Origin of the sequence: Pectobacterium aroidearum (assembly GCF_015689195.1) — a bacterium.
Lineage (GTDB): Bacteria > Pseudomonadota > Gammaproteobacteria > Enterobacterales > Enterobacteriaceae > Pectobacterium > Pectobacterium aroidearum.
Genome location: NZ_CP065044.1, coordinates 1,233,993 through 1,260,565 on the forward strand (window position 1 = coordinate 1,233,993; position 26,573 = coordinate 1,260,565).

The 26,573-nt window shown below is 54.8% G+C and carries 16 protein-coding genes; all 16 read left to right on the top strand.

Annotated elements, in window-relative coordinates; all coding sequences use genetic code 11:
* Nucleotides 1-11: 11 nt before the first annotated feature.
* The 16 genes from icmH (at nucleotide 12) to I2D83_RS22320 (ending at nucleotide 26,531) form a co-directional block, all read left to right on the top strand.
* The gene (gene icmH / locus I2D83_RS05530) at nucleotides 12-788 is read left to right on the top strand and encodes a type IVB secretion system protein IcmH/DotU (RefSeq protein WP_015841402.1); all 777 of its coding nucleotides are present in this window, start codon (nucleotides 12-14) and stop codon (nucleotides 786-788) included.
* A 13-nt stretch (nucleotides 789-801) separates the two neighbouring features.
* On the top strand, nucleotides 802-3,399 hold the full coding sequence (gene tssH / locus I2D83_RS05535; RefSeq protein WP_181848405.1) for a type VI secretion system ATPase TssH: 2,598 nt from the start codon (nucleotides 802-804) through the stop codon (nucleotides 3,397-3,399).
* Between the two features lie 2 nt (nucleotides 3,400-3,401).
* A complete protein-coding gene (locus I2D83_RS05540) occupies nucleotides 3,402-4,940 on the top strand; it encodes a sigma-54 interaction domain-containing protein (protein ID WP_180779063.1) in 1,539 nt (512 codons plus the stop codon).
* Nucleotides 4,940-5,500 carry a type VI secretion system-associated protein VasI gene (gene vasI / locus I2D83_RS05545; RefSeq protein ID WP_180779064.1) on the top strand — a complete coding sequence of 187 codons (561 nt, stop codon included), beginning with the start codon at nucleotides 4,940-4,942 and terminating at the stop codon, nucleotides 5,498-5,500. Before I2D83_RS05540 ends, vasI begins: the two co-directional genes overlap by 1 nt.
* An 11-nt stretch (nucleotides 5,501-5,511) precedes the next feature.
* On the top strand, nucleotides 5,512-6,936 hold the full coding sequence (gene tssA / locus I2D83_RS05550) for a type VI secretion system protein TssA (RefSeq protein WP_181848408.1): 1,425 nt from the start codon (nucleotides 5,512-5,514) through the stop codon (nucleotides 6,934-6,936).
* A 24-nt stretch (nucleotides 6,937-6,960) separates the two neighbouring features.
* The gene (gene tssM / locus I2D83_RS05555) at nucleotides 6,961-10,458 is read left to right on the top strand and encodes a type VI secretion system membrane subunit TssM (protein ID WP_015841397.1); all 3,498 of its coding nucleotides are present in this window, start codon (nucleotides 6,961-6,963) and stop codon (nucleotides 10,456-10,458) included.
* 48 nt (nucleotides 10,459-10,506) lie between these two features.
* Nucleotides 10,507-11,943 carry a VasL domain-containing protein gene (locus I2D83_RS05560; protein ID WP_205947688.1) on the top strand — a complete coding sequence of 479 codons (1,437 nt, stop codon included), beginning with the start codon at nucleotides 10,507-10,509 and terminating at the stop codon, nucleotides 11,941-11,943.
* A gap of 28 nt (nucleotides 11,944-11,971) precedes the next feature.
* Complete coding sequence (locus I2D83_RS05565) at nucleotides 11,972-13,327, top strand: tetratricopeptide repeat protein (protein WP_205947689.1); 1,356 nt, start codon at nucleotides 11,972-11,974, stop codon at nucleotides 13,325-13,327.
* A 539-nt stretch (nucleotides 13,328-13,866) separates the two neighbouring features.
* Nucleotides 13,867-14,385: an Hcp family type VI secretion system effector gene (locus tag I2D83_RS05570; protein WP_014916345.1), complete on the top strand. Its 519-nt coding sequence runs from the start codon at nucleotides 13,867-13,869 to the stop codon at nucleotides 14,383-14,385.
* A 229-nt stretch (nucleotides 14,386-14,614) separates the two neighbouring features.
* Nucleotides 14,615-16,651, top strand: a complete 2,037-nt coding sequence (locus tag I2D83_RS05575; protein ID WP_205947690.1) for a type VI secretion system Vgr family protein — start codon at nucleotides 14,615-14,617, stop codon at nucleotides 16,649-16,651.
* Between the two features lie 9 nt (nucleotides 16,652-16,660).
* Nucleotides 16,661-18,034: a PAAR domain-containing protein gene (locus I2D83_RS05580; protein WP_194430796.1), complete on the top strand. Its 1,374-nt coding sequence runs from the start codon at nucleotides 16,661-16,663 to the stop codon at nucleotides 18,032-18,034.
* An 80-nt stretch (nucleotides 18,035-18,114) separates the two neighbouring features.
* Nucleotides 18,115-18,813: an ankyrin repeat domain-containing protein gene (locus I2D83_RS05585; RefSeq protein ID WP_194431723.1), complete on the top strand. Its 699-nt coding sequence runs from the start codon at nucleotides 18,115-18,117 to the stop codon at nucleotides 18,811-18,813.
* A gap of 152 nt (nucleotides 18,814-18,965) precedes the next feature.
* Nucleotides 18,966-19,922 (top strand): DUF4123 domain-containing protein, encoded by a 957-nt coding sequence (locus I2D83_RS05590; RefSeq protein WP_205947691.1) that lies wholly within the window; start codon nucleotides 18,966-18,968, stop codon nucleotides 19,920-19,922.
* Nucleotides 19,919-20,836 carry a DUF4123 domain-containing protein gene (locus tag I2D83_RS05595; RefSeq protein WP_181848412.1) on the top strand — a complete coding sequence of 306 codons (918 nt, stop codon included), beginning with the start codon at nucleotides 19,919-19,921 and terminating at the stop codon, nucleotides 20,834-20,836. Before I2D83_RS05590 ends, I2D83_RS05595 begins: the two co-directional genes overlap by 4 nt.
* 20 nt (nucleotides 20,837-20,856) lie before the next feature.
* Nucleotides 20,857-26,133 carry an RHS repeat-associated core domain-containing protein gene (locus I2D83_RS05600; protein WP_205947692.1) on the top strand — a complete coding sequence of 1,759 codons (5,277 nt, stop codon included), beginning with the start codon at nucleotides 20,857-20,859 and terminating at the stop codon, nucleotides 26,131-26,133.
* A complete protein-coding gene (locus tag I2D83_RS22320; protein WP_241007274.1) occupies nucleotides 26,133-26,531 on the top strand; it encodes a hypothetical protein in 399 nt (132 codons plus the stop codon). Before I2D83_RS05600 ends, I2D83_RS22320 begins: the two co-directional genes overlap by 1 nt.
* The last annotated feature ends 42 nt before the right edge of the window (nucleotides 26,532-26,573 follow it).

Below are 26,573 nucleotides of genomic sequence, written 5' to 3' on the forward strand. Positions count from 1 at the left end.
GAGAGGAAGAGATGAGCATCGAGGTTATTAAAAACGATCAACTGGGCGATCTGCTTTTTGATCATGCCCGACAGCTGGATATGGACTCCGACTACTGGTTTCGCCTGCGCGGACAAAGCATCAATCCGATGATTGATGCGGTCACGCCGCTATTGGGCATGGTGGAGCGGGTACGCCAGCTCTCCGCCTACGAGGGCGTAGAGGATCTCTATCAGCGCGTGGTGTCTGAAATTCAGGCTATTGAGCAGGAGTTACATTCTCATGGCTACGAAAACGGCGTGATTCTGTCGTTCCGCTACATCCTCTGTACCTTCATTGATGAAGCCGTAATGGGGCGGGAATGGGGTGGGCAGAGCATGTGGTCGGCCCATTCCCTGCTGACCCGTTTTCACAATGAGACCTGGGGCGGCGAAAAGGTATTTGTCCTGCTGGAGAAGCTACTGGATGACCCGGCACGCTATCGCGACATTCTGGAGTTTATTTACCTCTGCCTCTGCCTGGGTTTTGAAGGGCGCTATCGGGTGATGACTCAGGGGCGTGAGGAACTCAATCGCGTCGTGAGCAAGTTGCATGACACGCTGCGCCCTGAACCTGCGGATTCTCCGACCGTCTTCCACCTGAATCTCGGGCAACAGGCCTCGCGCTATCACCTGCGCAGACAGGTGTCATTGCGCACGCTGTTCATTGGCGTGTGTGTGGTTCTGGTGGCCGCATTCGGCCTGTACCGTTACCAGCTAACTCATCAAACCCAGGACGTACTGCGTCAGCTGGGAGAATTATTACAATAACAGGAGCTACACCGTGATTCGAATTGAACTGCCGACACTGGTTGAACGACTCAACCCTGTGTGCCGTCATATGCTGGAAGAAGCGGCGGCACTCTGTATTCAGCATCAGGGTGCGGAAATTCGCATTGAGCACCTGTTGATGAAAATGCTGGAAACGCCGCTGTGTGATGTACGCCAGATCCTCAAGCGTGCGGGCGTCGATGCGGATGAGCTGTCTTCATTGCTTCTGCCTTCCTCCGTGGATAAGGAATTTGACGCGGGCTACCCTTCATTCTCTCCTCTGCTGGTGGAGTGGTTGCAGGATAGCTGGCTGCTGGCGTCGGCGGAATTTCAACACACGCGTTTGCGTAGCGGCATTTTGCTGCTGGTCTTGCTGATGACGCCAAATCGCTATGTGGCAGGCGCGATATCTCGTCCGCTGGCGCAGATCAACCGTGAGCTTTTACGCCAGCAGTTTGATGAGTGGGTGAAGGATTCGGTTGAAACGGAAGTCGCGGTGCAATCGGCTACAGCCGAACAAGCCGTGGCGGCGACCACGCAGTTGTCCCGCTATACCCAAAACGTAACGGAATCTGCCCGACAGGGACAGTTGGATCCGGTGTTGTGCCGTGACCATGAAATCGATCTGATGATCGACATTCTCTCTCGCCGTCGTAAAAACAACCCGATTGTGGTCGGGGAAGCGGGCGTGGGTAAAAGTGCGCTGATCGAAGGGCTGGCGCTGCGCATCATTGCGGGCGCGGTGCCGGAAAGATTGCGGGATGTCGAACTGCTCACGCTCGATCTGGGAGCGATGCAGGCTGGCGCCTCGGTGAAAGGTGAATTTGAGAAACGCTTCAAAGGTGTAATGCAGGAAGTGAAAGAGGCGCCGCGCCCTATCATTCTGTTTATCGATGAAGCGCATACGCTCATCGGGGCCGGTAATCAGGCTGGCGGGCTGGATGTTTCCAACCTGCTCAAGCCAGCGCTGGCGCGCGGTGAACTGCGTACGATCGCGGCAACGACCTGGAGCGAATACAAAAAATACGTGGAGAAGGACGCCGCGCTTTCCCGCCGTTTCCAGCTCGTCAAAGTGGGTGAGCCGAACGCGGAAGAAGCCACGGTTATCTTACGCGGGCTGCGCGGCATCTATGAAAAGGCGCACGGCGTCCTGATTGATGAGGATGCGCTTCAGGCGGCGGCACAGCTGTCGGCGCGTTATATCTCCGGTCGCCAACTGCCGGACAAGGCGATTGACGTGCTGGATACCGCCAGCGCGCGCGTCGCCATTAACCTGACGACGCCACCGCGTGCGGTCAGCCAGCTCCAGACTCGCCTGCGCCAGCAGGAGATGGAAATCACCCAGCTTGAGCGTCAGGCGCGTATCGGCTTGGGCAATACCGAAGAGCGGTTAGCCGAACTGCGTGACGCCCGTGAGGCCGGCGCGGCACAGCTGGCGCAGTTGGAAGCCGATTGGCAGCAGCAGAAAACGCAGGTTCAGCGCGTGATTGAACTGCGTACCGCGCTGCTGGATGACGAGCAGGCTGTCGATTTTGATGCAGCATCGGCGACGGCGGAGCTGGCCGCCTGTGAACAGGCGCTGGAAGCGCTGCAACACTCCTCCGTTCTGGTCTCCCCTCACGTTGATAAAACGCAGATTGCTGCGGTCATTGCCGAGTGGACGGGCGTGCCGCTGAACCGCATCTCACAGGGTGAAATGGATGTCGTCACGCGCCTGCCTGAATTCCTGGGCGAGTCGATTAAAGGGCAGCAGTTGGCGATTGCCCACTTGCATAAACACCTGCTGACCGCGCGCGCCGATCTGCGTCGTCCGGGGCGTCCGCTGGGGGCGTTCCTGCTGGTGGGGCCGAGCGGCGTGGGTAAAACGGAAACCGTGGTGCAGATTGCCGACCTGATGTTTGGCGGACGTAACTATCTGACCACCATCAATATGTCCGAGTATCAGGAGAAACACACGGTTTCACGCCTGATCGGGTCACCGCCGGGCTATGTCGGGTTTGGTGAGGGGGGCGTCTTGACCGAAGCCATCCGCCAGAAACCGTATTCTGTGGTACTGCTGGATGAAGTGGAGAAGGCGCACCCTGATGTCCTGAACCTGTTCTATCAGGCGTTTGATAAAGGTGAACTCGCCGATGGCGAAGGCCGGGTGATCGACTGTCGCAACGTGGTGTTCTTCCTGACGTCCAACCTCGGGTTCCAAACGATCGTGAATTACGCCGAGCAGTCGGATGTGTTGCTGGATGCGCTCTATCCCGAACTGGCGGCCTTCTTTAAACCTGCGCTGTTGGCGCGTATGGAAGTCATTCCGTACCTGCCGCTGGCGCATGACACTATGGTCGAGATTGTACAGGGCAAACTGTCGCGTCTGGTGTCTCTGCTGCAACAGCGCTTTGGTGCAGAAGTCATTATTGAAGACGAGGTGCCGGAAGAGATTCTGCGGTTGGCGAACCGCAGCGAAAATGGGGCGCGTATGCTCGAATCGGTGATTGATGGTGCCTTGCTGCCGCCGGTTTCGCTACAGCTGCTGCAACGCCTGTCTGCGGGCGAACCCGTCAGCCGCATTCATTTCCGCGTCGACGCCGGCCAGTTCCAGACTGAGGTGGAGGGCTGAGTATGCAACATGCCCTCGAACTGGCGCTTGCACTCACCCGGCAGCATGACGAGGCCGGTCTGTGCGACTGGCTGCTGGAGACCATGCAGGCTGCCTGGCAGCCTCAAGGGATGCTACTGGGGATGGTGGATGTCAGCGGCAGGCAGCTGACCTGCCAGGGGCGGGTGCATGACATGCCGGTGGCGCTGAACCTGGGGGTGGATGACTTTAGCCACCCGCTGGCTTATGCGCTGCATAAGAATCAGGCGCGTACCTGGGATTCTCTTTATGGCGGCGCACGCATTGAGCACCGTGATTTTCGGCAGATGCTGATCTCTGTCGGAACGAATTGCGGGCTTCATGCGCAGCCATTGCTGTCAGACAGCGGTAAGCCGCTGGCGGTGCTGGCGCTGCTGGATACGCCGACGCGCCTGCAAACGTTGCATCAGCGCGGTGAGTGTGAACGGCTGGCACAGGTGTTTTGTCGCCAGCTTATCCTGCTGCGTGAACTGGCGCACACCCGTCGGGAGCAGGTCGCGCTGAGAGATTCGCTCCGCCAGATTAAGGATGAAGGGCAAAGCCGTCGCGAGCAGGAAAAACGGGTGGAAACGACGCTGGTGGGGCAGTCCACCGTGATTAAGGCGCTGCACCAGCAGATTTATCAGGCGGCAAAACACCGTCTTTCGGTGCTGATTCAGGGTGAAACCGGGTCAGGGAAAGATGTGGTGGCGCGTTTGCTGCATCAGTGCTCCGAGCGTGCCAGCAAACCTTTTATTGCCATCAACTGTGCCGCGATCCCGGAAAACCTGATTGAAAGCGAGCTGTTTGGCTACCAGAAAGGCGCGTTCTCCGGCGCACAAAGCAACAAGATTGGTCTGGTCGAGCAGGCTAACGGCGGAACCCTGTTTCTGGATGAGGTCGGCGATATGCCACAGTCCATGCAGGCCAAGCTGTTAAGGGTATTGGAGACGCACAGCTTCCGTCCTTTGGGCGCGGAAAAAGAAGTGCATTCCGATTTCCGCCTGATTGCCGCGACGCATCAGCCGCTGGAGCAGCACGTGTCTGACGGCGTGTTTCGGCAGGATCTCTATCACCGCCTTTGCCAGTGTTTATTGCAGGTCGCGCCGCTGCGCGAGCGGCCGGATGATATTCGCCTGCTGTGCGAGCACTTCATCAATCAATTCGCAGACAAACAGCAAAAACACGTTGGGCCATTAAATCGGGCTTTCCTGCGCCAACTGGTAGGGTATGACTTTCCCGGCAATGTGCGGGAACTGCGTAACCTGCTGGAGGTTGCCTGCGCCCATACGCCGGACGGCGAGGCGCTGTCTCTGGCGTCATTGCCGCCCGAGTTGCGCGAGCGGCTAACGAGTAGCACGGCTGAAGAGCAGGATCGCTACCAGCACATCCACGATTTGCGTATTGCCACACAGCGGTATGAAGCGGCTGTCATTGAGGCACGCCTGCGCCAGTTTCAGGGGAACCGCCTGCTGGTGGCTGATAGCCTCAATATTCCCAAACGTACTCTTGACCACAAATGCCAGAAGCTGGAGGTAAATTGATGTTTCTGACGATGGCACCCCTACTGTTGGCAACTGCCGCGACGCCCGATCCCGCCTGGCAGTCGTTATGGGAACAGTGCCGTAATGAGACGGCTCCAGAACTTCGGCTGGCCTGCTATGACGCGTTGGGGCGGGAAGCGGAACGTACCGGTACGCTCTCCCCGCAGGGTGATAAAACAATGGCTGGCAACACCTTTCAACTGGGGCGTGAAGCCGACAGTGGCGATATGACGCTCACCCGCGTGCTGGCTGATGGCAACACGCTGGTGATTAGCTGTGCCAGCAACATTACGCACTTGCGCTTAACGCTCAGTGAACCCTGGAAAGGGGAGGCCGTCACGTCACAGCTTGATGGCGTAACGGTGTCAGACAGCTGGTTTATTCGTAACCGCGGGCTGCTGCTGGAATCAGGGCGAGGCCTGCCAGCGATTGATGCGTTAAAGCGCTGGATTGGGCATCGAGAATTGGTGCTGAACGGGGCGGATGGTCATACGTTGCGTATTGAACTCGCCGGGCTAGGTGACGCGCTCGCGCCGCTGCGTCAGCAGTGTCATTGGTAAAGGAGGCGTTCATGCATGCACATCCCTGGTGTAAACGCCTGCAAACCTCGTTACCGGATGAGATGTTGCGCGCGGCGGTATTGCCTGACGATCCGCTCTGGGAAAAGGTCGAGACGGAGTTGGTCAAGCTGGGATCGCTGGCGCATAACCAGGTCGACCTTAACGTAGTCGCGGGTTATTGCCTGACCTTGCTGGAAAGCAAAACCAAAGACATGCGGGTACTGGTGCAGCTACTGCGCTGCTTACAGCACCCGGCCAAAGCAACACCGTTTTCTACCGCGCTGATGCTGCTGGATAGCTGGCTGGAGAGTTATTGGGCGATCGCCTGGCCTGCCAGTCCGGTTCAGAAGCAGAAGCTGATGATCCAGATTATTCGGCGTTTTGAGAGCGTGCTTCCGCGTATTGCAGAAAGCGGATCCAGCGCAGAGCTGGAGCAATTGCAGAAGTTAACGGAGCAAGTGGCGACCCGCTGGAGTGAACTGGTCAGCGACAAAGCCTCGCTGATGGATGAACTGGTGCAGGGCATTAAGCGTGCCAGACAGCGGCAGCAGGCGCAGGAACAGGCGAATCAGACGGCGAAACCGACGCCGACGGCCAGCGGCGGTGGAACAACGGACGGGAGTGAAACCAGCGCCAGCGTGGCTTCGACGCCAGTCAGTTCGGTAGAAATTAATTCATCCGACGAGCGCGGCTGGCGGCAAACCCAGCTGAACGTCGCGGCGCTGCTGGTTGAGCGCCATCCCGGCTCACCGATTGGCTACCGTCTGCGCCGTCACGCTATCTGGTCCGGTATTGCCACACCGCCGATGTCATCCAAGGGAAATAAAACCCAACTGGCGCCCGTCTCGGCGGATCGCGTGGATGAATACCAAAGTGCGCTGGCACAGGCTGACTTGGCGCTGTGGGAACGGATAGAGCAAAGCCTGGTGCTGGCACCTTACTGGTTTGATGGTCATATGCTGTCCGCTTCAGTGGCCTCAAGGCTGGGGCATACCTCTGTCGCAACGGCGATTGCCGAGGAGCTTTCGGCGTTTATTCAGCGTTTACCTGAGCTGCGTGAACTGGCGTTCAGCGATGGCGCGCCCTTTTTGACCGGGAAGTGTAGCCAGTGGCTACAGTCCAGCCAGCCCGTTCGCGGCGGTGGCGGGGCACGGCAGGACGATCTGGCGACGGAGGCGGCCGCCTGCCGGGATGAGAAAGGAATTGGCGCGGCGATGCAGTTATTGGATGAACGTATGCGCCGCCTGAAAGAACCGCGTGACCGCTTTTATGCCGAGTTGGTACTGGCAGATTTACTCGCCGAAGAAGGGATGAAATCACTGGCAGCACAGCACTATCAGCACATGTGGCAGGAAAGCCAACAATTGGGCCTGATGCAATGGGAACCGGGAATGGTCAGCCGCGTAGAGCGGTTGGCGGCATCCCGCAAAAAATAAGACATTCGGAGTGAATGGTCACTTATGTTTAAAACAATCATAACCTTTCTACGCAAGCAGTTGCCTAAACTGAAACCCTCCTGGCTGCTTTTGGGCGTGCTACTGTGGATCGTCGTGCTGGTTCTGGCCTGGTGGCTGGGGCCGCGTTTGGTGGTGGGCGAATCACGCCCGTTACAGGGAATCTGGGGTCGCGTGGTGTTCACGCTGGTCTGGCTGTGGCTGGCGTTCTCCTATAGTGCCTGGATGGTCTGGCGTCGTGTGCAGCAGATGCGTGCGGAGCGTCATGAACAACAGGTAATTGAGCAGGATCCCTTGCAGGTGTATGTCGATAGCCAGCAGACGTTTCTCGATCGCTGGCTGGAGGCGTTTCAGACCCAACTGGGTAAACGCGCACTGTATGCGATGCCCTGGTATCTGACGATTGGTCTGGCTGGCAGCGGGAAAAGCAGCCTGATCCATCGTGCCAATCCGGCAAACAAAATGAACCCGAAGCTGGATGCGGAGCTGCGAGACGTGGCGGCAGGCCAGCAGGTGAGCAGTTGGGTCGGTGAGTCCGCCGTTATCTGGGATCCCAGCGGACAGCTACTCGCACAGCCTGAACTGGAAGGCGATTCACTCGGACAGCGTTATGCTCGACTGTGGCAGCACCTGCTCCAGTGGCTGAGTGAAAACCGCCGCCGTCAGCCGCTTAATGGTCTGGTGCTCACGCTGGATATTTCCTGGCTGGCACAGGCTGGCGTCGCGGATCGCAAAGCTTATGCGCAGGTCATGCGCGCGCGTTTGCAGGAAATTTCCGTCAACATCAATACGCGCTTACCGGTGTATATCGCGCTGACCCGTCTGGATATGCTGAGCGGCTTCGATAAGGTCTATCGCCAGTTAAACCGCGACGCGCGTCAGGCAGTATTGGGGGTGACCTTTACCCCGCAGGCGAGCAATGGCAAAGGTTGGCTAGAAGAGCTGGAGCGTTTCTGGGATGAGTGGGTCACGCACCTGAATGACAACCTGCCAGACATGCTGCTGACGCAGTCCGACAGAAGCGTGCGCAATTCGCTGTTCTCGTTCGTCCGCCAACTCGCTGGCGTGAAAGATTATGTGATGGAAGTGCTGACGGAAACGTTAGCGACGGGCGAGGATCGCGCGTTTCTGATCCGCGGTGTTTACGTGAGTTCTGTCTATCAGCAAGGGGTACCGTTCGATGCCTTTGCGCAGTCGGCTTCCCGACGCTATCAACTGCCTGAACCGATTAATCCCGCGCTGCGCGGGGAATCCAATACGTTCTTTGTGCAGCGCCTTTTTCCTGACGTCATCTTCCCTGAAGCCAGTCTGGCGGGTGAAAACCGGCTGCATAGCCTCTATCGTCGGCGTCGACTGAGCATCGGCGTGGGCTGCATGCTGCTTGCCAGTCTGGTGCTGATTGGCAGCTGGCACCATTTCTATCGGGTCAATGAAGAGGCCGGACGTAACGTACTGACGAAAGCGCAGGCGTTTATCGGCACCAATGAACTGGAAGGGCAGCCGGGCTACGGTTATCAGCAGTTGCCGCGGTTGAATTTGATTCGCGATGCGACCTTATCTTTTGGTAATTACCACGAACGTACGCCGATGCTGGCCGATCTTGGCCTGTATCAGGGCGGCAAGATTGGGCCTTATGTTGAAGGCACTTACCTGCAAATGCTGAACCAGCGCTTTCTTCCGGCGGTGATGCAAGGGTTGCTGGAGGATTTGAATCAGGCACCTGCCAATAGTGAGCAAAAGCTGACGATTCTGCGCGTGATGCGGATGTTGGATGATGCGTCAGGGCGTAATAAATCGCTGGTCGAACAGTTTATGGCGCAGCGTTGGCAGAAGGCATTTCCCGGTCAGGGCAATGTGCAGGAACAACTGATGCAGCATCTGGATTATGCCCTTGAGCACACGGATTGGCACAAGGCGCGTGAGCAGAAAGATGCGGTAGCCATCAGCACGTTTGCTCCCTTTAATCAGCCGATTACGCTTGCCCAGCAGGAACTGAGCAAGCTGCCGATGTATCAGCGCGTTTATCAGAGCCTGGTCATGAAGGCGACACAGGTATTGCCACCAGATTTAGCGATCCGTGATGAGGTCGGGCCGACCTTTGATCCGGTGTTTTCCCTGCGTAATGACAAAGCGGGAAGCGTGCCGCGGCTGCTAACGTACCCCGGCTTTAGTGATTATTACCTCAAGCAGGACAAAGCCCTGTTAGAGCTGACGGCGCTGGATGCCTGGGTACTGGGACAGCGTGAGCGTGCGCAGTTCAGCGAGGCCGATCGGCGTGAAATTCTGCGTCAGGTGAACGATCGCTACATTACGGATTACATCAACCAGTGGCAGAAAGTGCTGGCGAACATTGATGTGCAGACGCTCGATACGCCGGAGCAGGCGCTCGATATTCTCACGGATATTACCGGCAACGATCAGCCTTTCCAGCGCGTGCTGACGACGGTTAGTGATAATACCCGCATTCGTAAGCTGGCCGATGATGACAACGACACGGCGCAGAACATCAATACGCGGATTGGTCGTCCGTTTATGACCATCAACGCGGCGCTGAGCGGACGTGGTGAGCAAGGGCCGCTGGTGCAAGAGGTCAATCAGAAGCTGACCGATCTCTATCACTATCTCGATCAGATCGTTAACGCGACCGATCCTGGGCAGGCGGCGTTGAAAGCGGTGCAGGCGCGGCAGGGAAATAAATTTGCCGATCCGGTATTCGCTTTACAGCAATACGCCCGCAGCCTTCCCGCACCGCTGGATCGCTGGGTCGGACAGCTCGCTGGAGAGAGCGCGAGTTTGGTGACCGGACTGGCGATGTCGTCACTGAATCAGGAATGGCTGGATAAAGTCGTGACGCCATTCAATGAGAAGCTGGCGGATCGTTATCCCTTCGACCCGTCATCGAACAAGGATGTGCCGCTATCGGAAATGGAAATGTTCTTCATGGCTGGCGGGACGCTGGACAGCTTCTATCAAACCAACCTCAAGGCGATGATGGAAAGCGGCATGCTGGAAGAAGGCATGGCGTCGCCGTTGCAGGCTGAACTGGTGAAACAGCTTGAACGCGCCACTCGCATCCGCCAGACCCTGTTTAATGCGCAGGGCAGTCTGGAAGTGCATTTCGTGCTGGAGCCGCTGGAACTGACGGCGAACAAGCGCCGCAGCGTACTCAATTTGGATGGACAACTGCTGGAATACAGCCACGGTCGTCGCCAGAAAACGCCGCTGGTGTGGCCAAACAGTATGCGTGACGGGGCTGAGAGCAAGCTGACACTGGTGCCGGACGATCGTGAGCGTTCACCGCGCAGCCTGAGCTTTAGCGGGCCGTGGGCGATGTTCCGGTTAATCAATAGCGATCAGCTGACTCAGGTGAATGAGAACACCTTTGACGTACGTTTCTCGCTGGAGAACGGTGCGATGACGTATCGCGTGTATACCGATGCCAGCCATAACCCGTTTGCCGGTGGTCTGTTCAGCCAGTTCACGCTGCCTGACTCTCTTTATTAATTAACTCTCGGGAGCCTGTTCAGGCTCCCTATTGCTGGATGATGTGATATGCAAGATGCACAACAGGCCCTGAAAGTCGGCCGCGATCCACGGATGCTGCCGGAGTTTGACGCACTTCGGGCGGAAATTAACAAGCTGAGTCACGCGTCTCGCCCTGATGTGGACTGGATGCTGGTGCACGATATGGCCACCACCATCTTTGAAAAGCAGGGCGTGGATCTTCAGACCGCGATCTACTTTACGCTGGCGCGTTCAAGACTGGCGGGATTGACGGGCTTCACGGAAAGCTGTGAATTTCTGGCGAACCTGATCGTCACGCAGTGGGATAACTTCTGGCCGCCGGTGCATCAGGAACGGGCGCGTATCGAGATGCTGGACTGGTTTATTGCCCGCATCAGCGAAGTGGTGCGTCAATACGCCATCAGTCATGAACATAAGCGGCTGGTTTACCGTTGCGAACGTGCGCTGCAACTCATGAGTGAAAAGCTGCACAACGCCGGCTTGAGCCGCATCCCCCGCGTTGAGAATCTGCTGCACTTCGTTGAAGGCTATACCCATTTGTTTGATGAAACCGAGATTGTCATTGTGTCGGACGATCAGGAATTGAAAAAGCAGGATATGCAGATTCCGCCGATGGTGTTCTTTCATTCGGATATGGAGCCCGGCGCGACGGTGCAAAGCGGAGGTTCATCAGGCTCGGGGCAGGCTCCATTGCCCGCAGGTAGCATTCTCATCGGACGGGAGAAAGGGCAAATGAAGCCGACGGTATTGAAAATTGAAGCGCATAAAAAGCAGAAACCCGCGTGGTTCTGGTTTGTCTCCGGACTGCTGACCTGTGCGTTGCCCGTGGCGGCGATGACGGGCTGGCAGTATTGGCAGGAGCAGAAAGCTGATGCGCTGGCGCTATTGCAGCAGCCCGCGTACGCGTTGCCCGCTGCCCCCGATCATAATGACATTCGCCGGGTGCGGATTGTTCTGGGTGAACAGAAATTACAGGGCATGGAAGGTGAGCTGATCAACCGCTATCAGGCACAGTTAGAGCAGGTGAAAAATGCGTCGCCGTTTTACCTGTACCAATACGGCAACGGCTTGAAAAACGTGATGCAGCAGCTCTATCCCGATTCGCTGGCGGTGAAGGAAATGGAACGCCAATGGCAGATTGCGCTTGAACGCCAGCAGGGTGATGAACCGAAAACGCTGGGTTACGAACAGGCGCGCGCCAGAGTCAACGATACCTTGCAACAACTGCTGGAACTGGAACGACAGCGCCGGACAGTGACGATCTCCTACCTGAAATCAAAGCTCTATGACATGCAAAAAGACCTGATGTCGGATGTCCCCTTCGGGATACGGCTGCGGGAACTTGAGGCGCGTAAAATCAAGAACCAGTCGCTGACGCCAGCGGAACTGCGTGCGATGGAAGACGAACTGCGCGCCTTCAATATTCGCTTATACCGTTTGCAGCAGGGTAATTCCGCCAGCTGATTATCGTGAAGGGAAAAACGCTGAGCACATGATGAAATACAAAAAATTATTGATAGTCCTCTCGGCCTGCTGGCTGGCGTCATGTCAGGCACCGATCACGTCGCTGTCTGAAACGGAATTGGCGGCGTCAGCGAACCGCGGAAACGGTGAAGCGCAATATCAGTTGGCAAAGACACTCGCCGCGCGCTCGCAGTACACCGAGGCGATGCAGTGGATGCAAAAGGCGTCTGGCCTGTCTGAACTCCCCGCTAATACAGAAATGCGCGCTGCTGCCGCGCTTCAGGTTGGCGATTGGTATCAGGCCGGGCTGGGCGCGCCAAAGAACAGCCCGTCTGCCCGCCAGTGGTGGACAACATCCTCGCGTCTGGGAAATGGCGAAGCGGGGCATCGGTTGGGGATGGACTGTCAGGTTCAGCATCAAGGTAAGCTGGTCGCGGCCTGTCTGAGCGCGTTTGAATCCTCTGCGGCGAATGGCTATCCCCCCGCGCAGTTGATTGTTGCCCAATGGCACGCGACACATACCGGCGGTGAGAAAGAGGCCGTATCGTGGTTGTTGAAGGCTGCTGAACTCGGCAATCGGGATGCGCAGTACCAATTGGCGCAGCGTTACGAGCAGGGCAACGGCGTGGTGATCCGTCGCGATCTGGCCGAACGTTGGTATTTCCGGGCGGCGACGTTGGGGCAGGCACAGGCGCAGCTATGGATGGCGCGGCATGAAGACGGCGAGGATGCGCTGAACTGGTATCAAAAATCCGCGTCATCAGGTGATGCCGAAGCACAGCTTTGGCTGGGCAAGGCATACCGCGAAGGTAAGCGCTTACCTTGGGATGAGCAAAAGGCGCGTTATTGGCTGGAGCGTGCTGCATCCGGTGGATCGGGCGAGGCAGACTATTTGCTCAGTCAGAGCCAGACAACCCATGAAAAGCGTGAACAGTATCTGGTTCAGGCCTCCTCTGCGGGCTACATCCGGGCGCAGCGTGAACTGGGTGAACGCTTGTTTAAAGCGAACGAATTTGCGCGTGCGCGTGAAGAATATGCTAAAGCGGCATCCGCAGGAGATACCGAGTCCCGTCTGGCTTACGGTGAGATGCTGCGGCTGGGACAGGGCGGCAAAGAGGATTATGTTGAGGCGATGAAGCAGTACCGTCTGGCGGCAAATGACGGCAACCGCATGGCGCAGTATCGGATGGGTATGATGCGTCAGGACGGGCTGGGTGCCTCGCGCAATCGTATTCATGCCTACGCCTGGTATGCGATGGCAGCGACGGAGGGGATGCCTGAGGCCATTCATGCGCGTAACGATCTGGAGGCGACGATGCAGTCTGATGAAATCAAAGCCGGACAGCGGTTGGCGATGCACTGGTCATCGGGGAAAACAGAGTAATCCGTAGCGGTAGATCGTTGTTATCTGGTCGGATAATCGTGGCATAAATAGTGATAATAAACAGACGGGTGTTGCGTGATAGCAACACCCGTTTTTTGTTTGTATGACTATTTTTATCGTTGGATACGCTGGCTTTGCCATTCCTGTTTATCATAAAAAAAAGTAAGTGACTGCTTACTCTTATTGTTATGAACATGCGCTATTTATCGCCAAATATAGTTTTTTGCTATTAATAAGCATGATTTCTATCGGTCATTCATTTCGTTAATTCATCACTAACGTAAACATTCAGAATAACTGCGCATTCTGCGCAACTTATTGCTCACTTTCTGGTGTAAATCACTTTTTGCGCAATGTCTGCAAACGATTCGCGAGGTCTGCGCAATTTCTTGCTCAAGTTTTACTTAGGTGAAATTTTTGTTAGGTAAATTTCTTTATAAAACATAAAGATAAGTTTTGGCATATGTATTGCTATACAGACGGTGAAGTTACTCATTCCGTTTAACTAGTAATCCCGTTCAACAACAAGGAGCAAGACTATGCCAACTCCATGCTATATCAGCATCGAAGGTAAAACGCAGGGCAACATCACCGCGGGTGCTTTCACGTCTGATTCTGTCGGCAACATCTATGTGGAAGGCCACGAAGACGAAATGCTGGTACAGGAATTCAAACACATCGTCACCGTACCAACCGACCCGCAGTCTGGTCAGCCATCCGGCCAGCGCGTACACAAGCCGTTCAAATTCACCGTTGCGCTGAACAAAGCGGTTCCGCTGATGTACAACGCCCTGGCGTCCGGTGAAATGCTGCCGACCGTCACCCTGAAATGGTATCGCACGTCAGTTGAAGGTAAGCAGGAGCACTTCTTCTCTACCGTGCTGACCGATTCCACCATCGTTGACATCGACTGCAAAATGCCACACTGCCAGGACCCGTCAAAACTGGACTACACCCAGTTAATCGAAGTGTCGCTGGCCTATCGCAAAATTGACTGGGAGCACACGGTTGCCGGTACGTCCGGCTCTGATGACTGGCGTGCACCGGTCGAAGCGTAATCCTTCTATCTCTAACCCGGGCTTGCCCGGGTTTTCTGCGTTTTTCTTTGGCGTGGCGTTTCATCAACGTCATGTTTTATCAACATGATGTTTTTATCAGCGTGACTTGCGGTGTGAGCAGACTCAGACCCCAACTCAGGTTTTTATTTTCATCAGGATAGCGACATGCCGTTTCAGGGGAACCTGAGGCGTGCGGTAGCCATGGCAACGGCGAAGAAGGAGAAAGCAGGTGGCAAACAGTACAGGATTACAGTTCACCGTTAAGGTCGGTGCCCTGGCGGTAGGCACTTTTGCAGTAGTGGATTTCAGGCTGGATGAAGGATTGAACCGGCCTTTCAGCCTGTCGCTAAGTCTGGCGAGCGCACAGCCGGATGTCGATTTCGGAGCGGTGCTGGACCAGCCGTGCGAGCTGATGATTTGGTATGAAGGCGAACTGAAACGTCGGGTCAGCGGGATTGTCAGCGGCTTCACGCAGGGCGACACCGGTTTTCGGCGCACGCGCTATCAGATAGAAGTCCGTCCGGCGCTGTGGCGACTGGGGTTGCGCACTAACGCCCGTATTTTTCAGGCACAAAAGCCGGAAGCCATTATCAGCATGCTGCTGGAAGAGGCTGGCATCACCGACTACGCCTTTGCGCTGCGTAACGAGCATGCGGTGCGGGAATATTGCGTGCAGTACCGGGAAAGCGATTTGGCGTTTATCACCCGTCTGGCTGCGGAGGAAGGCATGTACTTCTTCCACGAATATGAAGAGGGCAAACACCGGGTGGTGTTTGCCGACGATGCGGGCGCACTGACCAAAGGCCCGGAGCTGTTCTTCAATCTCGCCACGCAGGGGCTGAGCGAGGGGGAATACGTTCGGCGCTTCCACTACGCAGAGCGGGTGAGCACGGCCGAAGTCGAGCTGAAAGACTATAGCTTCAAGACGCCGGCTTACGGGCTGTCACACAAGAAGATGAGCGGTGAGCTGGCGCACCAGCGTGAAAGCTACCAGCATTACGACTATCCGGGGCGCTATAAACAAGACCCGAGCGGCAAGGCGTTCAGCGGCTACCGGCTGGATGCGTTGCGATCTGGAGCCGTGACGAGCGAAGGGGAATCCAACTGCGCGGGGCTGATGCCGGGTAGTATGTTTACCCTGACAGAGCACCCGAATGCGACGCTGAATGCGGTGTGGCAGACGGTGAGCGTGACGCACGTCGGGCAACAGCCGCAGGCGCTGGAAGAGGAAAGCGGTGGCGAACCAACCACCATGAGTAACAGTTTTGCGGTGGTGAAAGGTACAACAACGTGGCGCGCCGCGATGCCGTATAAACCGATGGTGGACGGCCCGCAAATCGCCACGGTTGTCGGTCCGACCGGGGAAGAAATCTACTGTGACCCGTATGGTCGGGTAAAACTGCAATTCCCGTGGGACAGATACGGCGCGAGCAACGACCAAAGCTCCTGCTGGGTGCGGGTGAGTCAGGGCTGGGCGGGCGGTCAATACGGCATGATTGCTATCCCACGTATTGGCCATGAAGTGATCGTCAGCTTCCTGGAAGGTGACCCGGACCAGCCGATTGTCACCGGGCGTACCTTCCACGCGACCAATCCGACACCGTATGTTTTACCGGCACATAAAACGCGCACGACGCTACGTACCGATACCCATAAAGGCAGTGGCTTCAACGAGTTGCGCTTTGAGGATGAGGCGACGCGTGAACAAATTTACTATCACGCTCAGAAAGATATGGATGGTGTCATCAATAACATCCATCGGCAGAGTGTCGGGCGCGATCAGCACCTCAGCGTGGATCAGGATCAGTTCCAACGGGTTACTCGTCACCGTCACCGAACGATAGGCAAGGACGATTTTGAAAATATCGGTCAGGACCATCATCAGGAAATTGGTCGGAGCTTTATTCAGAAGATTGGTGCGTCGTTCAAACGTTTCATCGGCGGGGGAGAGATTACCCGTATCGAAGGGAGCCGCCAGACCACGATGTCCGGTTCTGAAGAGACGCTGATTGGTGCGCACCAGCGCGTTCTGGTGAATACGGACAGCTACCTGAAAGCCGCGGATATCGTACTGGAAGCAGGGCAAGCGTTGACCATCAAGGCGCCGGGCGGTTTTATCAAGATTGATAGCGCGGGCGTGACGATTTCCGGGACGATTGTAAAAATCAACGACGGCGGTGCGGCTGGCGTAGGGACTGCGCCGGTATCGATTACGCCAGAAGATCCGACGAGGCCCACGCTGCCGGATGCACCAGACAGACGTTAAGGAGGAACTATGCCAGGAGCTGCACGTTTAGGGGACAGCTGCGCGGGTCACGGCTGTTTTCCTGCCACCCCGATTATTGAAGGCAGTGGTGATGTCATCATTAATGGCAAACCGGCGGCCCGCAAAAGCGATGCGGTCTTACTTCACGCCTGCCCTTGCCCGAATATGCCTCACGGCGTACACAATCGTGCGATATCGGCAGGATCCGGAACGGTCATTATCAATGGCAAGCTGGCGGCGCGTATCGGCGATGCGATCGGCTGCGGCGGCTCGGTTGCCGCTGGCAGTGGGAACGTCATTATTGGTGACTCGCCCTATCAGTCCCCGGTGAAACCCTGCGCTGAGCAATCGGCAAAAAGCCGTGCACCTCTGCTGGCATTGACGCCGATGCTGTTGCCGACATTAATGGAGTGGGCTTCGGTCGCCGAGCTGCCTATTCTTGATGACTTGCTCTCCGTCGCCCAGCGTAAAGAGCGCTATCTGGCGCGTGCCAAGTTGGCGACCGAGGCAGCGACGCTGCCGGGATTAGCCGATGCGGCAAAGCGGCTGGCGTTTAATAACGACAGCATCTTACGCGCAGAGGCTGCCCAGTATGTTTACTCGGTCGATGAATTCCGACGCGGCGTGTTGGATAAATTACCGAAAGCACCCGTGGGGCTGGAACTATTGGATGTCCAAAAACTTCCGGGTTTGACGGACAATGACTTCATGGATAAGAAAACAGGGTTTGGTTCTGCACTGTTTAAATCAGCGATTAATGGCGAAACCATGTTGACCTACCGGGGCACGAATAACGCGGTGACGGGCGTTAAAGACTGGCTGACTAACGCCACTCAGGGTATGGGATTTGAAGCTGCGCAGTACAAACAAGCAATGGATCTCGCGACTCAGGTCAAAGATCTGATGCCAAATCCTCCACCTGTTATTGTTGGCCATTCTCTGGGCGGCGGGTTAGCCTCTGCTGCGGTCAGTGCGACAAAACTTCCCGGCTATACGTTCAATGCCGCAGGATTACATGAGAATACGGCCTTGCGAGGTGGTGGTGCGACATTGGCAGAAACGGCGTCATTGATTAAAACACAAGCGGTAGATGGCGAGATATTAACCATGGTGCAAACTTACGGTAAGGCGTTGATTCCAGGCTTGCTATCCGGGGCTGGCGCATTGATTGGCGGAACCGCCGGCGCGGCGATTGGTGGTGTTATCGGTGTTGCAAAGCTACTGGGAGGGGGGTTGCCGAAAGCCAGTGGTGATATGATGACGCTTCCCGCAGTAGGGGGCTCGCCGATTGCTCGCCACGGTATGGATCAGGTGATTGCGGGTATTGAAAGCCAGAAAAAGGAAGATATCGGGAAGATAACCAATACATTCAGGGGAATATAATGCAATGGTTGGCACGTATAAAATGGGTAGGCGTCGTTATTCTGGGATTATTAACCGCTTGTCAGGCAGGAGGACACAGTATGCGGGCGAGTGAACTTTTTGAACCGCCTGTGGTGGCGGTGCTGGAAAGCATTCAAAAAGATGACGAATCAGCCGCTCGTCATCAACTGTCGCAGGGCGTTAACCTGAATATTCAGGGAAAAGAAGGCGTCACGCCGCTGCTGTGGCTGATTTATGAGACGAAGGATAAAAAGGCCGTCACGCTGGCGCTTAAACTGGGTGTCGATCCAAACTATAAAGACGGATTTGGCGACAGCGCAGTTAATTCCGTGGCGGGAGCCAAAGATCCGGACTGGCTGCGCATTATTCTGGATGCAGGTGGAGATCCGAATGCAATTGGTCGGCGTGGTCAGCCTGCAATATTTAGCGCCATTAATGAGCAACGGTGGGCTGATATTAAGCTACTTGTTGAGAAAGGGGCTGATCTGAATTTAGAAGATCAAAATAAAAGAAATAGTGCGCTTTATGCTGCTTATGTAAATGAATACGAAATTGTTTATTGGTTGATTGAGCAGGGCGCAAGTTTCGATACCTATTCTTCAACCGGTAGTAGCCTGGCGTGGCGTGTGCACGACAGCTTATCCATTATGTCCCCTAAATCTCCGCACTATCCTTGGGCACTAAAGGTAAAACAGCTGTTACTGGAACGAGGTGTTAAATTTCCACCGCTGTCACCTACTGAAGTTCGGGAGCGTTGGGAAAAAGGGCTGCCGTTATAATTTTTATTCGTTTTTTTATCACGTATTTTTCATCATATAAATAAACTGTATTTTCTAACCCGATAATCTGCATGATTATCGGGTCGTTGCTGCGATTATCAATACACGCTCATCGTATTAAAATTATCTCATTTATTGACAGGCAAATAACGATGATGGCAAACGGTTATACTCTGTTTGAAATCAGCCAGTTTGATGCGCCTTTGTACGCAATTATCTCGCCGCTGAGTTATCCCCAATTACCTGAATATTGGCAGGCTTTTCAACCTGCGGCGGCGGATATATGGCAACAGCTACATTTTGGCAAGGATGCTGAAGACTGGCAGATGTGGGCACCTATTGTGGTGAAAATAGAAGAAGGCAAACCAGGAGAAACGTTGCTGCATTGGTTGACTGAGATTCAGCCGGAGCGCCATGGTGGTGCGATCCTCACGCATGGCGACCTGACATTGCAGCAGGTGGTGAATTTTTGGCAGCAGCGTATTTTCTGCCTCTGGCCTGATGGCACACGGGCTGTATTTCGTAGTTATGCGCCAGACGTTTTATCGGCTTGGTGGCCCACTTTGGATCTGGCTGCTCAAACTGATTTTCTCGGTCCACTCGATGATATGTATTTACCCATAATAAATAGCGAACGTGGGGAATATCAGCTATTCGCACAGCGAGACATTAAGTATAAAAATAAGCACGACGTTGATAATGCGTACCATATTACGTTAACGCACTATCAATATTACCTTCTCGCTAACGACAATCGCTTACACCGATTAGCGAATGAACTCTTTCTTTTTGTCAGTGCGCACTGTGTTTTTCCTCTGGATATTGAAATAGTCAAAGCGCGCTTTATTAGCGGTATTGCTTTAGCAAAGAACTATTATCCCAAAGCCAGCGAAGCGGAATGTGAAGCCTGGGCTGCCCATCGCTGGGTTCTCGGTAGTGAATTCTATTTGCACCCGATCTTTATTCATCTGACTGAACGTTATTCGATAGCGGACAGTCTTCGGATTTTTAAATCTGAGCCAGAACGAATTGAAAGTGTGCAGCTTAATTACCATCGCCCCGGCTGGATGCGGGGAGAATTACCTGACATAACGGAGGTCACGCTGTGAGTGTATCGCAACCTTTCCTTGAATTGATGCCGGAAGATGATGCGGTCTGGCAAACGCGTATCGCTCAGGGCGGCTGTTTTGTTATCGCAGAAGCCTCGATGAACGAGGCTGTTCCCTGGCTGGCCGAACGCTGGGGAGGCAGTCTGGAACAGACCCGTTTGTACTGGGGGGAAACGGGGCGCGTTCATGCTTCGGTATCACCCTATTGCATCCCGCTTAACGTTGCTAACTGGCCTCAAGTGAAAGAACATTTGGTTACTCAACCGGGTTGGGGAATGGGGTTACAGCTGGCGTGGTTTATGCAGGCATATTCACCGCTCGATCAACTGCTTGAGGTCACGAAGCATCTGCGGCAGTGGAGTCTGGTGACCTCTCCTTCCGGGGAGAATGCCATCCTGCGCGTGGGGGACTGGCAGGTGGTGAAGCAGTTGTTATCCGCCAGTTCCGCACAAGAAGCCTGTGCGCTCTATGGCCCGATAGCCAGTTTCTGCGACATTTCTCCTGATGGCGTGATACGCACCTTAAACCTCACCGCCCGTGAGCCGCACTCCATTCCAGACATCCTGCCGCGGCAGCTGAGTACCGAACAATGGCATGCCATCATGGCGCCTTCCGAGCATCAGCATCTGGCGCGCTATATGGAACATCTGCGTACTTATCATGCTGACTGGCAAAACGCGTCTGACGATGAACTACAGGCGTTTACCTATCAGCAGACAGAACAGGCAAAGAGCAACGGCTTTAACAACGACCGCGATATCGTGCGCTGGCTGGCATTGGCGACAGAACTCTCACCAACATTCATTCATCAGCCTTGGGCAAAAAATATTTTGGTACAGCCGGAATACATCGGCACGCAAAGCCGTATGGATCGCCTGTATCAGGCAGCTATTGACCACCTGGACGAAGCATAAAATAAAAAGGACGTCATTTCATGAGTCAGGATAAAAGCAGCGCGTTAGCTGCCAGCGGGGATGCCGCGAAGCATAATTTTGCCACGGATAATAAAATTTCAGGGGGATGTACAACCTGTGGTTGCGAAATACTTGTTTATTACCATTACGATTCAGGAGACCCAATACCTAACGCCCCTTTTCAATTAACTGATAGCCGGGATCACAAGATAGAAGGCAAAACCGACGATAACGGGATGTTTTTTATCCATGATATGGGGTGTAGCACGTATGAACTCATTTTGGGGGAAGGCAGCGATACGTTTGACCCTAAGAAAACGGTGCAAAACAACCCCGTTTTGATGTCTAACCCTGCCTATGCGAGTTTTGCCGGAGAATACTTTTCCCTGTTCGTCATCCTGAGAGCGCAAGGGCTGGTGGAGTATGGGTCTGTTCAGCAGTCAGTGAGAATGCCGCTGAGTACGATACCCGATCAATATAAACCAGCGTTGAAACGTTTCTGGGAATTGGAAAGGCAGCTCTATAGAAGTGATGGCGAGCTCCAAAGAGAAATCCGCCGGATTCAACATCAACAGGCGGCGGAGGTAGCTAGTAAGGCATCCAGTATTGATAACGCCGTTCTGCTGTTCTGTGAAGTCATTCTTGGCTGTATTCCCGTAGTCGGACAGGCGATGGATGTGTATTTCCTCGGGAAGTGGTGCTGGGATAGCTATGAAACTCCTGAATTGCTGAAGGACACCATGCACCAGATTGACGGGGTGCTGTGCGTCATTGGGTTTGTTCCTGGTGTTGGGGACGCGCTAAAAGTCAGTGGTAATGCCATTACGCAAGCCTTACGGAAGCTCAAAGGCGCGAAAGGCAACAAACAGCAGAATATTGAGGAAGCCACTCAAATTATTCGCCGTTTGAGTAACGGTAATATAGTCAACTGGTTGATGGGTATACGTTCTGATATCAGAATTTATGCTGATAAAGGGCAAAAAATACTGGAAACCATGAAAGCGGCGCTGGATCTGCTGGTGAAAGGTGTTTCTGGTGAGCGCAGTTGGATAGTTGTGCTGATGGCTGACAGCTTTCGAGCCATGGTGAACGTCCTCGAGAAATTAATCTCAATGTTTACCGTTGTCACGGGATTAATTGAGGCTGAATTTGCTGAATTTATCCCCCAAATCATGACACAGGTTATTGGCAGTGCGCGGCCTAAAGGGAGCTGTGAGTTATCTGCCATGACTGTGCAAAAGGGGGGATCGGGTGACTATCGTACCGAAGAGGAAATCACTGAATTTAATCAACGGGCAGAAAAGCCTAGTGGTTTGACGATGGCTGAGGTCGGAATGGTGTCGTCAATAGGTATACTTTCTGCTATGTCAGGGAAAGGCGGTAAGAATAGAATCGGTATGGCCTCTCAGGGCGGGAAACCTTCGACGAGTGCCTCACATGCCTCTCAACGCCCACCTACACCGTCTGAGCAACACCATTCAACATCGGCGGAAACGCCAAAACCTCAAGATAAGCCTCAGCCTAAATCTACTGATAGCAGTCAAAAAAGTCAGCCTCATGAGGCTGAAAAGCATTCATCGGGTGAGAATAAACACACGCCAGATGGTGCCACGCCACTTCCTGATGGCACTCATACTGTAACGGCAGGTGCTCGGAAACCCAAACAAAACGTTGATGAAGCAGCCCAGAAAAAAGCACAAGAACAAAATGAAGACGCTAAATCTGACCCCAAAAATGGCAAACAAAATGGTGACCCCGTCGACATGGCAACCGGGGCGGTGGTGGAGCAGCGCACGGATATTCAGGTAAGCAGTCCTCTGCCGCTTTCATTGCAACGTTATTATCGTTCCACGGGAAAACGTCACTCTGGTTTATTAGGCACATTGTGGCGTACCAACTGGGATATCAGCCTGACGCTTAACGATGGGGTAGCAACGTTAACGGATGGTGAATTTAATCAGGCATTTTTCACGCTCCCGAATGAAGGGGAGTTCAGTCGCTCAACGTCGAACCCACAATGGCGGCTGACTCGGCAGCAGGGTGAACTGGTGCTTCACCATGTTGGTGGCTTGCTCTATCGCTTTGAATATGCGCTTGGTCTCCAACTTTGTTTGACGTCGATTGACGATGCCGCGGGTCATCGGGTGGCTTTCGAGTGGGTGTTGGGCGAACTGCACTGGGTTACGTTGTCGGATGGGCGTTTGGTTCACGTCACGTCGGAACACCAAAGGATCACGGCACTGACGCTGTGTACCCCGCAGCGTCAGCGATTAAAAACGTTGGCGAGCTATAGCTATGACAAGCGTGGACATTTGCTGAGCGTACGGGCGGATGAAGGACGCAACTTTGACTATCGCTACTCGCCGGAAGGCTGGATGCTGCGCTGGTCGGATTTAGGCTCGACCTGGGTTGAGCACGACTATGATAAAAAAGGGCGTGCCATCCGGGACAGAACCTCGGAAGGCTACTGGCCGGGTCACTTTGAATACGATGATGACACCCTGACCAGCCACTATCACAGCGGGTTTGGCGGGGTATTCAGCTATGTGCGCGACGAGCGCAACAATATTCTGTTGGAACGCACGCCAGACGGCGGTGAGACCCGGTTTGAGTGGGTGGACAACCAACTGGCGGCAGAGACCGACCCGCTGGGTGGACGCACGGTGTATCAGCGTAATGACTGGGGACAGGTAACCGAAGTTATCTTACCCGACGGCGCGACGCATCAGTATGCGTATGATGATAATGGACATCTGCTGGCCTATATCGACCCGCTGGGCAGCGAATGGCGCTATCAGCGTAATGCGGCAGGGCAGGTTGTCGAGGTGAACGACCCGGAAGGGCGCGAGTGGCTGTACCGTTACGGCGACATGGGGCAACTGTCGACGGTGATAGGGCCGGACGGTGTGTTGCAGCGTTATCACTATAATCGTCGTGGTCTGCTGAGCAGCCTTGAGCGGGATAATGCACCGCCGGTCATGTTCCGGTATGACGACCTTGATCGCCTGACGGAGCGGCATATCGGGCATGAGGCTGGCGTACAGGTTCGGCGCTGGGAGTATGACGGCGTGCGTGAGTCACCGTCGAAAGTGGTGTATGAAGACGGCAGCGAGACGCGGTTTGGTTACGATGTGGAAGGTAACCTGACGGCGGTGACGGATGCGCTGGGTCAGCGCTATCAGTTCCGCTACGGGGCGTTCGATAACCTGCTGGAAGCGACCGACCCGCTGGGAGCGACGGTGCGCTATCACTACAATGCGGAAGCCGAGTTCGCCGGGGTGACGAACAGCCAGGGACGGGACTGGACGTACGGCTTTGACAGCAGTGGACGGTTGAGCGAGGAACGGCATTACGACGGTCGGGTATACCGGTATCAGTACGATGTGGCCGACCGCTTGGTGCAGCGCACCGCGCCGGATGGCAGTGCGCTGCATTATGAGCACGATGCGGCAGGGCGGATAACGTGTATCACGGCGCGGAAAGCGGACGGGGAAACGGACGGCATCACCGAGCTGGCATATGATGTTGCCGGTAGGCTGACCAAAGCCGCCAGCCCGGATGCGGTGGTGGAATACGCCTATAACCGTGCGGGGCAGGTGACGTCGGAAACGGTGAACGGCGAGGCGGTGCAGAGCGGTTACGACGCGGGTGGTCAGCGTGCCATTGTCGACGGTATTCTGGCGCCGCTGCAACTGGCCTGGCAGTCGGGACGGCTGTCATCGCTGGGTATCGGCTCTCACCAGCCGTTGCAGTTCAGCCACACGGCAGCAGGGGAAGAGCAGCGACGCACTAACGGCAGCGGTTTTTCACTGCGTCACGAGTGGAGCCCGACGGGGCTGTTGCAGCGTCAGGCGCTGGAAGGGGCAGACGGCCGGGTGAATGACGTGCTGGAGCGTCGCTACCAGTACGATGTGCTGGACCGTCTGACGGGCATCAGCGACAGCCACTGGGGTGAGCAGGCATTCCGGCTGAACGGGGCCGGTCAGGTGACGGCGGAGCGCCGTGATGAGGGGCGGCGGCGTCAGGCGCGGCTGTTTGGCTACGACAGCGAACAGAACCTGTGCGAAGTGTCACAGATAGCGCCGGGTCTGGGTGAGACGCTGAAAGTGCAGGATGCGGTGGTACAGTCATCGGCGCGGTACGATGCTGCGGGACGGGTCATTGAGCGGGGCCATACACAGTACCGGTATGATGACTGCGGGCGTCTGGCAGTGAAGCGTGAAACGCGGTCGGGGTTCAGACCGAAGGAAACGTATTTTGAGTGGGACGTGCAGGACCGGCTGGTGCGGGTAAGTCTGCCGGACGGGGCACGCTGGCGGTATCGCTACGATGCGTTTGGGCGCAGAATCAACAAGGTGCGCGAGGGCCAGGTTCCGTCGGCGCAGGCGGTAGCGCGGGTGGCGTACCGGTGGGACGGTGACCAACTGATTGGTCAGCAGCAGTACCGGGCAGACGGTTCAGCGGCACGGGAAGTGCAGTGGGTGTACGAGCCGGGAAGCTTCCGGCCGCTGGCACAGGTGGAGGCGCAGGGCGACAGCACGCAACTGCACTACATCGTGACGGACCTGACAGGAACCGCAAGAGAGCTGTGCAGCGAGGAAGGGGAAGTCCGCTGGCGCGGGGAACAGGGACTGTGGGGCGCACACCGGGAAGAGCGGCGACCTATCCCGCTGCGTCGCTATCTGGGGGATGCGGCGAACGAAGAAGTGTACTGCGAGCTGCGCTATCAGGGGCAGTTGTATGACGCAGAAACGGGGCTTTACTACAACCGGCATCGTTACTATGATGCGGAGAGCGGACAGTATCTGTCGCCGGACCCGATAGGGCTGCTGGGTGGTAGAAGGGCATATGGTTATGTAAAAAATCCGCTCAGTTGGGTAGATCCCCTTGGATTGACACCGAAGGAAACAATAACGTACCGAGGGGATTCAAGAGATCCTAATACTATTTTTAATGAGGGTTTTCAGCCTTGGGGGGATAGTAATGATCTTTTTAAACACGCTTCCGATAATACATCTCCCCCTAGTAATTTTATAAGCACATCTAAATCACCAGAAGTAGCCGCAGAATTTGGTTCGCAGCTCTATACAGAAAGTGGCTATGTGTACGCTATAAGATCTAATAATGGCATAGATGTTAATTCTGTATTGGGAAAAGCGACACCATTCCCTCGTGAATTAGAGGTCGCAATTCCTCGGGGAGTTAAACCAGAGAATGTATTAGGTGTAACTCCGGTTAATGCCGATGGAACTTTTGGAAATTATAGTATATTAAATCCTAAGCATTATGGGTGGTGATGATGATTAATAGTGTTGATGTCAGTTTATTAATTGATGGAAAAGAGACTCTTGGGACGATAGTTCTGAAGAAAGACTCATCTTGTTTGATGACTTTACTTGTTAATGGGGAAGTTATAGAACAATCTCAAGCTAATGATTTTTTTTCTTGTCTCTGTAGTTTAAGAGATAAAGTAAAAAATATCACTTTCTTATGTAAAGGGGCAAAAAAGAATGTGTACCCTTCGAGAATGGCTAGACAGATGGCAAACGGAATAAAAGCTTATGAATTAACTTGGGGGAGGCAAGCTGATCGGGGTGATTTGGTTGGTATCTTTGATTATGAAGTAGAAGATTTAGTTAGCCCTGATGAGCAAAAAGAATATTTTGATAAATGGATAAGTTCTCTGGGAGAGTGATTTCTTAATTAAAAAATAGCCGGAAGCGATCTGATGATCCTT

Bases quoted from the DNA above. Each gene is read 5' to 3' on its own strand.
- icmH (WP_015841402.1), top strand. From the start codon at position 12: ATGAGCATCGAGGTTATTAAAAACGATCAACTGGGCGATCTGCTTTTT.
- I2D83_RS05540 (WP_180779063.1), top strand. From the start codon at position 3,402: ATGCAACATGCCCTCGAACTGGCGCTTGCACTCACCCGGCAGCATGAC.
- vasI (WP_180779064.1), top strand. From the start codon at position 4,940: ATGTTTCTGACGATGGCACCCCTACTGTTGGCAACTGCCGCGACGCCC.
- tssA (WP_181848408.1), top strand. From the start codon at position 5,512: ATGCATGCACATCCCTGGTGTAAACGCCTGCAAACCTCGTTACCGGAT.
- tssM (WP_015841397.1), top strand. From the start codon at position 6,961: ATGTTTAAAACAATCATAACCTTTCTACGCAAGCAGTTGCCTAAACTG.
- I2D83_RS05560 (WP_205947688.1), top strand. From the start codon at position 10,507: ATGCAAGATGCACAACAGGCCCTGAAAGTCGGCCGCGATCCACGGATG.
- I2D83_RS05565 (WP_205947689.1), top strand. From the start codon at position 11,972: ATGATGAAATACAAAAAATTATTGATAGTCCTCTCGGCCTGCTGGCTG.
- I2D83_RS05570 (WP_014916345.1), top strand. From the start codon at position 13,867: ATGCCAACTCCATGCTATATCAGCATCGAAGGTAAAACGCAGGGCAAC.
- I2D83_RS05580 (WP_194430796.1), top strand. From the start codon at position 16,661: ATGCCAGGAGCTGCACGTTTAGGGGACAGCTGCGCGGGTCACGGCTGT.
- I2D83_RS05585 (WP_194431723.1), top strand. From the start codon at position 18,115: ATGCGGGCGAGTGAACTTTTTGAACCGCCTGTGGTGGCGGTGCTGGAA.
- I2D83_RS05590 (WP_205947691.1), top strand. From the start codon at position 18,966: ATGATGGCAAACGGTTATACTCTGTTTGAAATCAGCCAGTTTGATGCG.
- I2D83_RS05600 (WP_205947692.1), top strand. From the start codon at position 20,857: ATGAGTCAGGATAAAAGCAGCGCGTTAGCTGCCAGCGGGGATGCCGCG.
- I2D83_RS22320 (WP_241007274.1), top strand. From the start codon at position 26,133: ATGATGATTAATAGTGTTGATGTCAGTTTATTAATTGATGGAAAAGAG.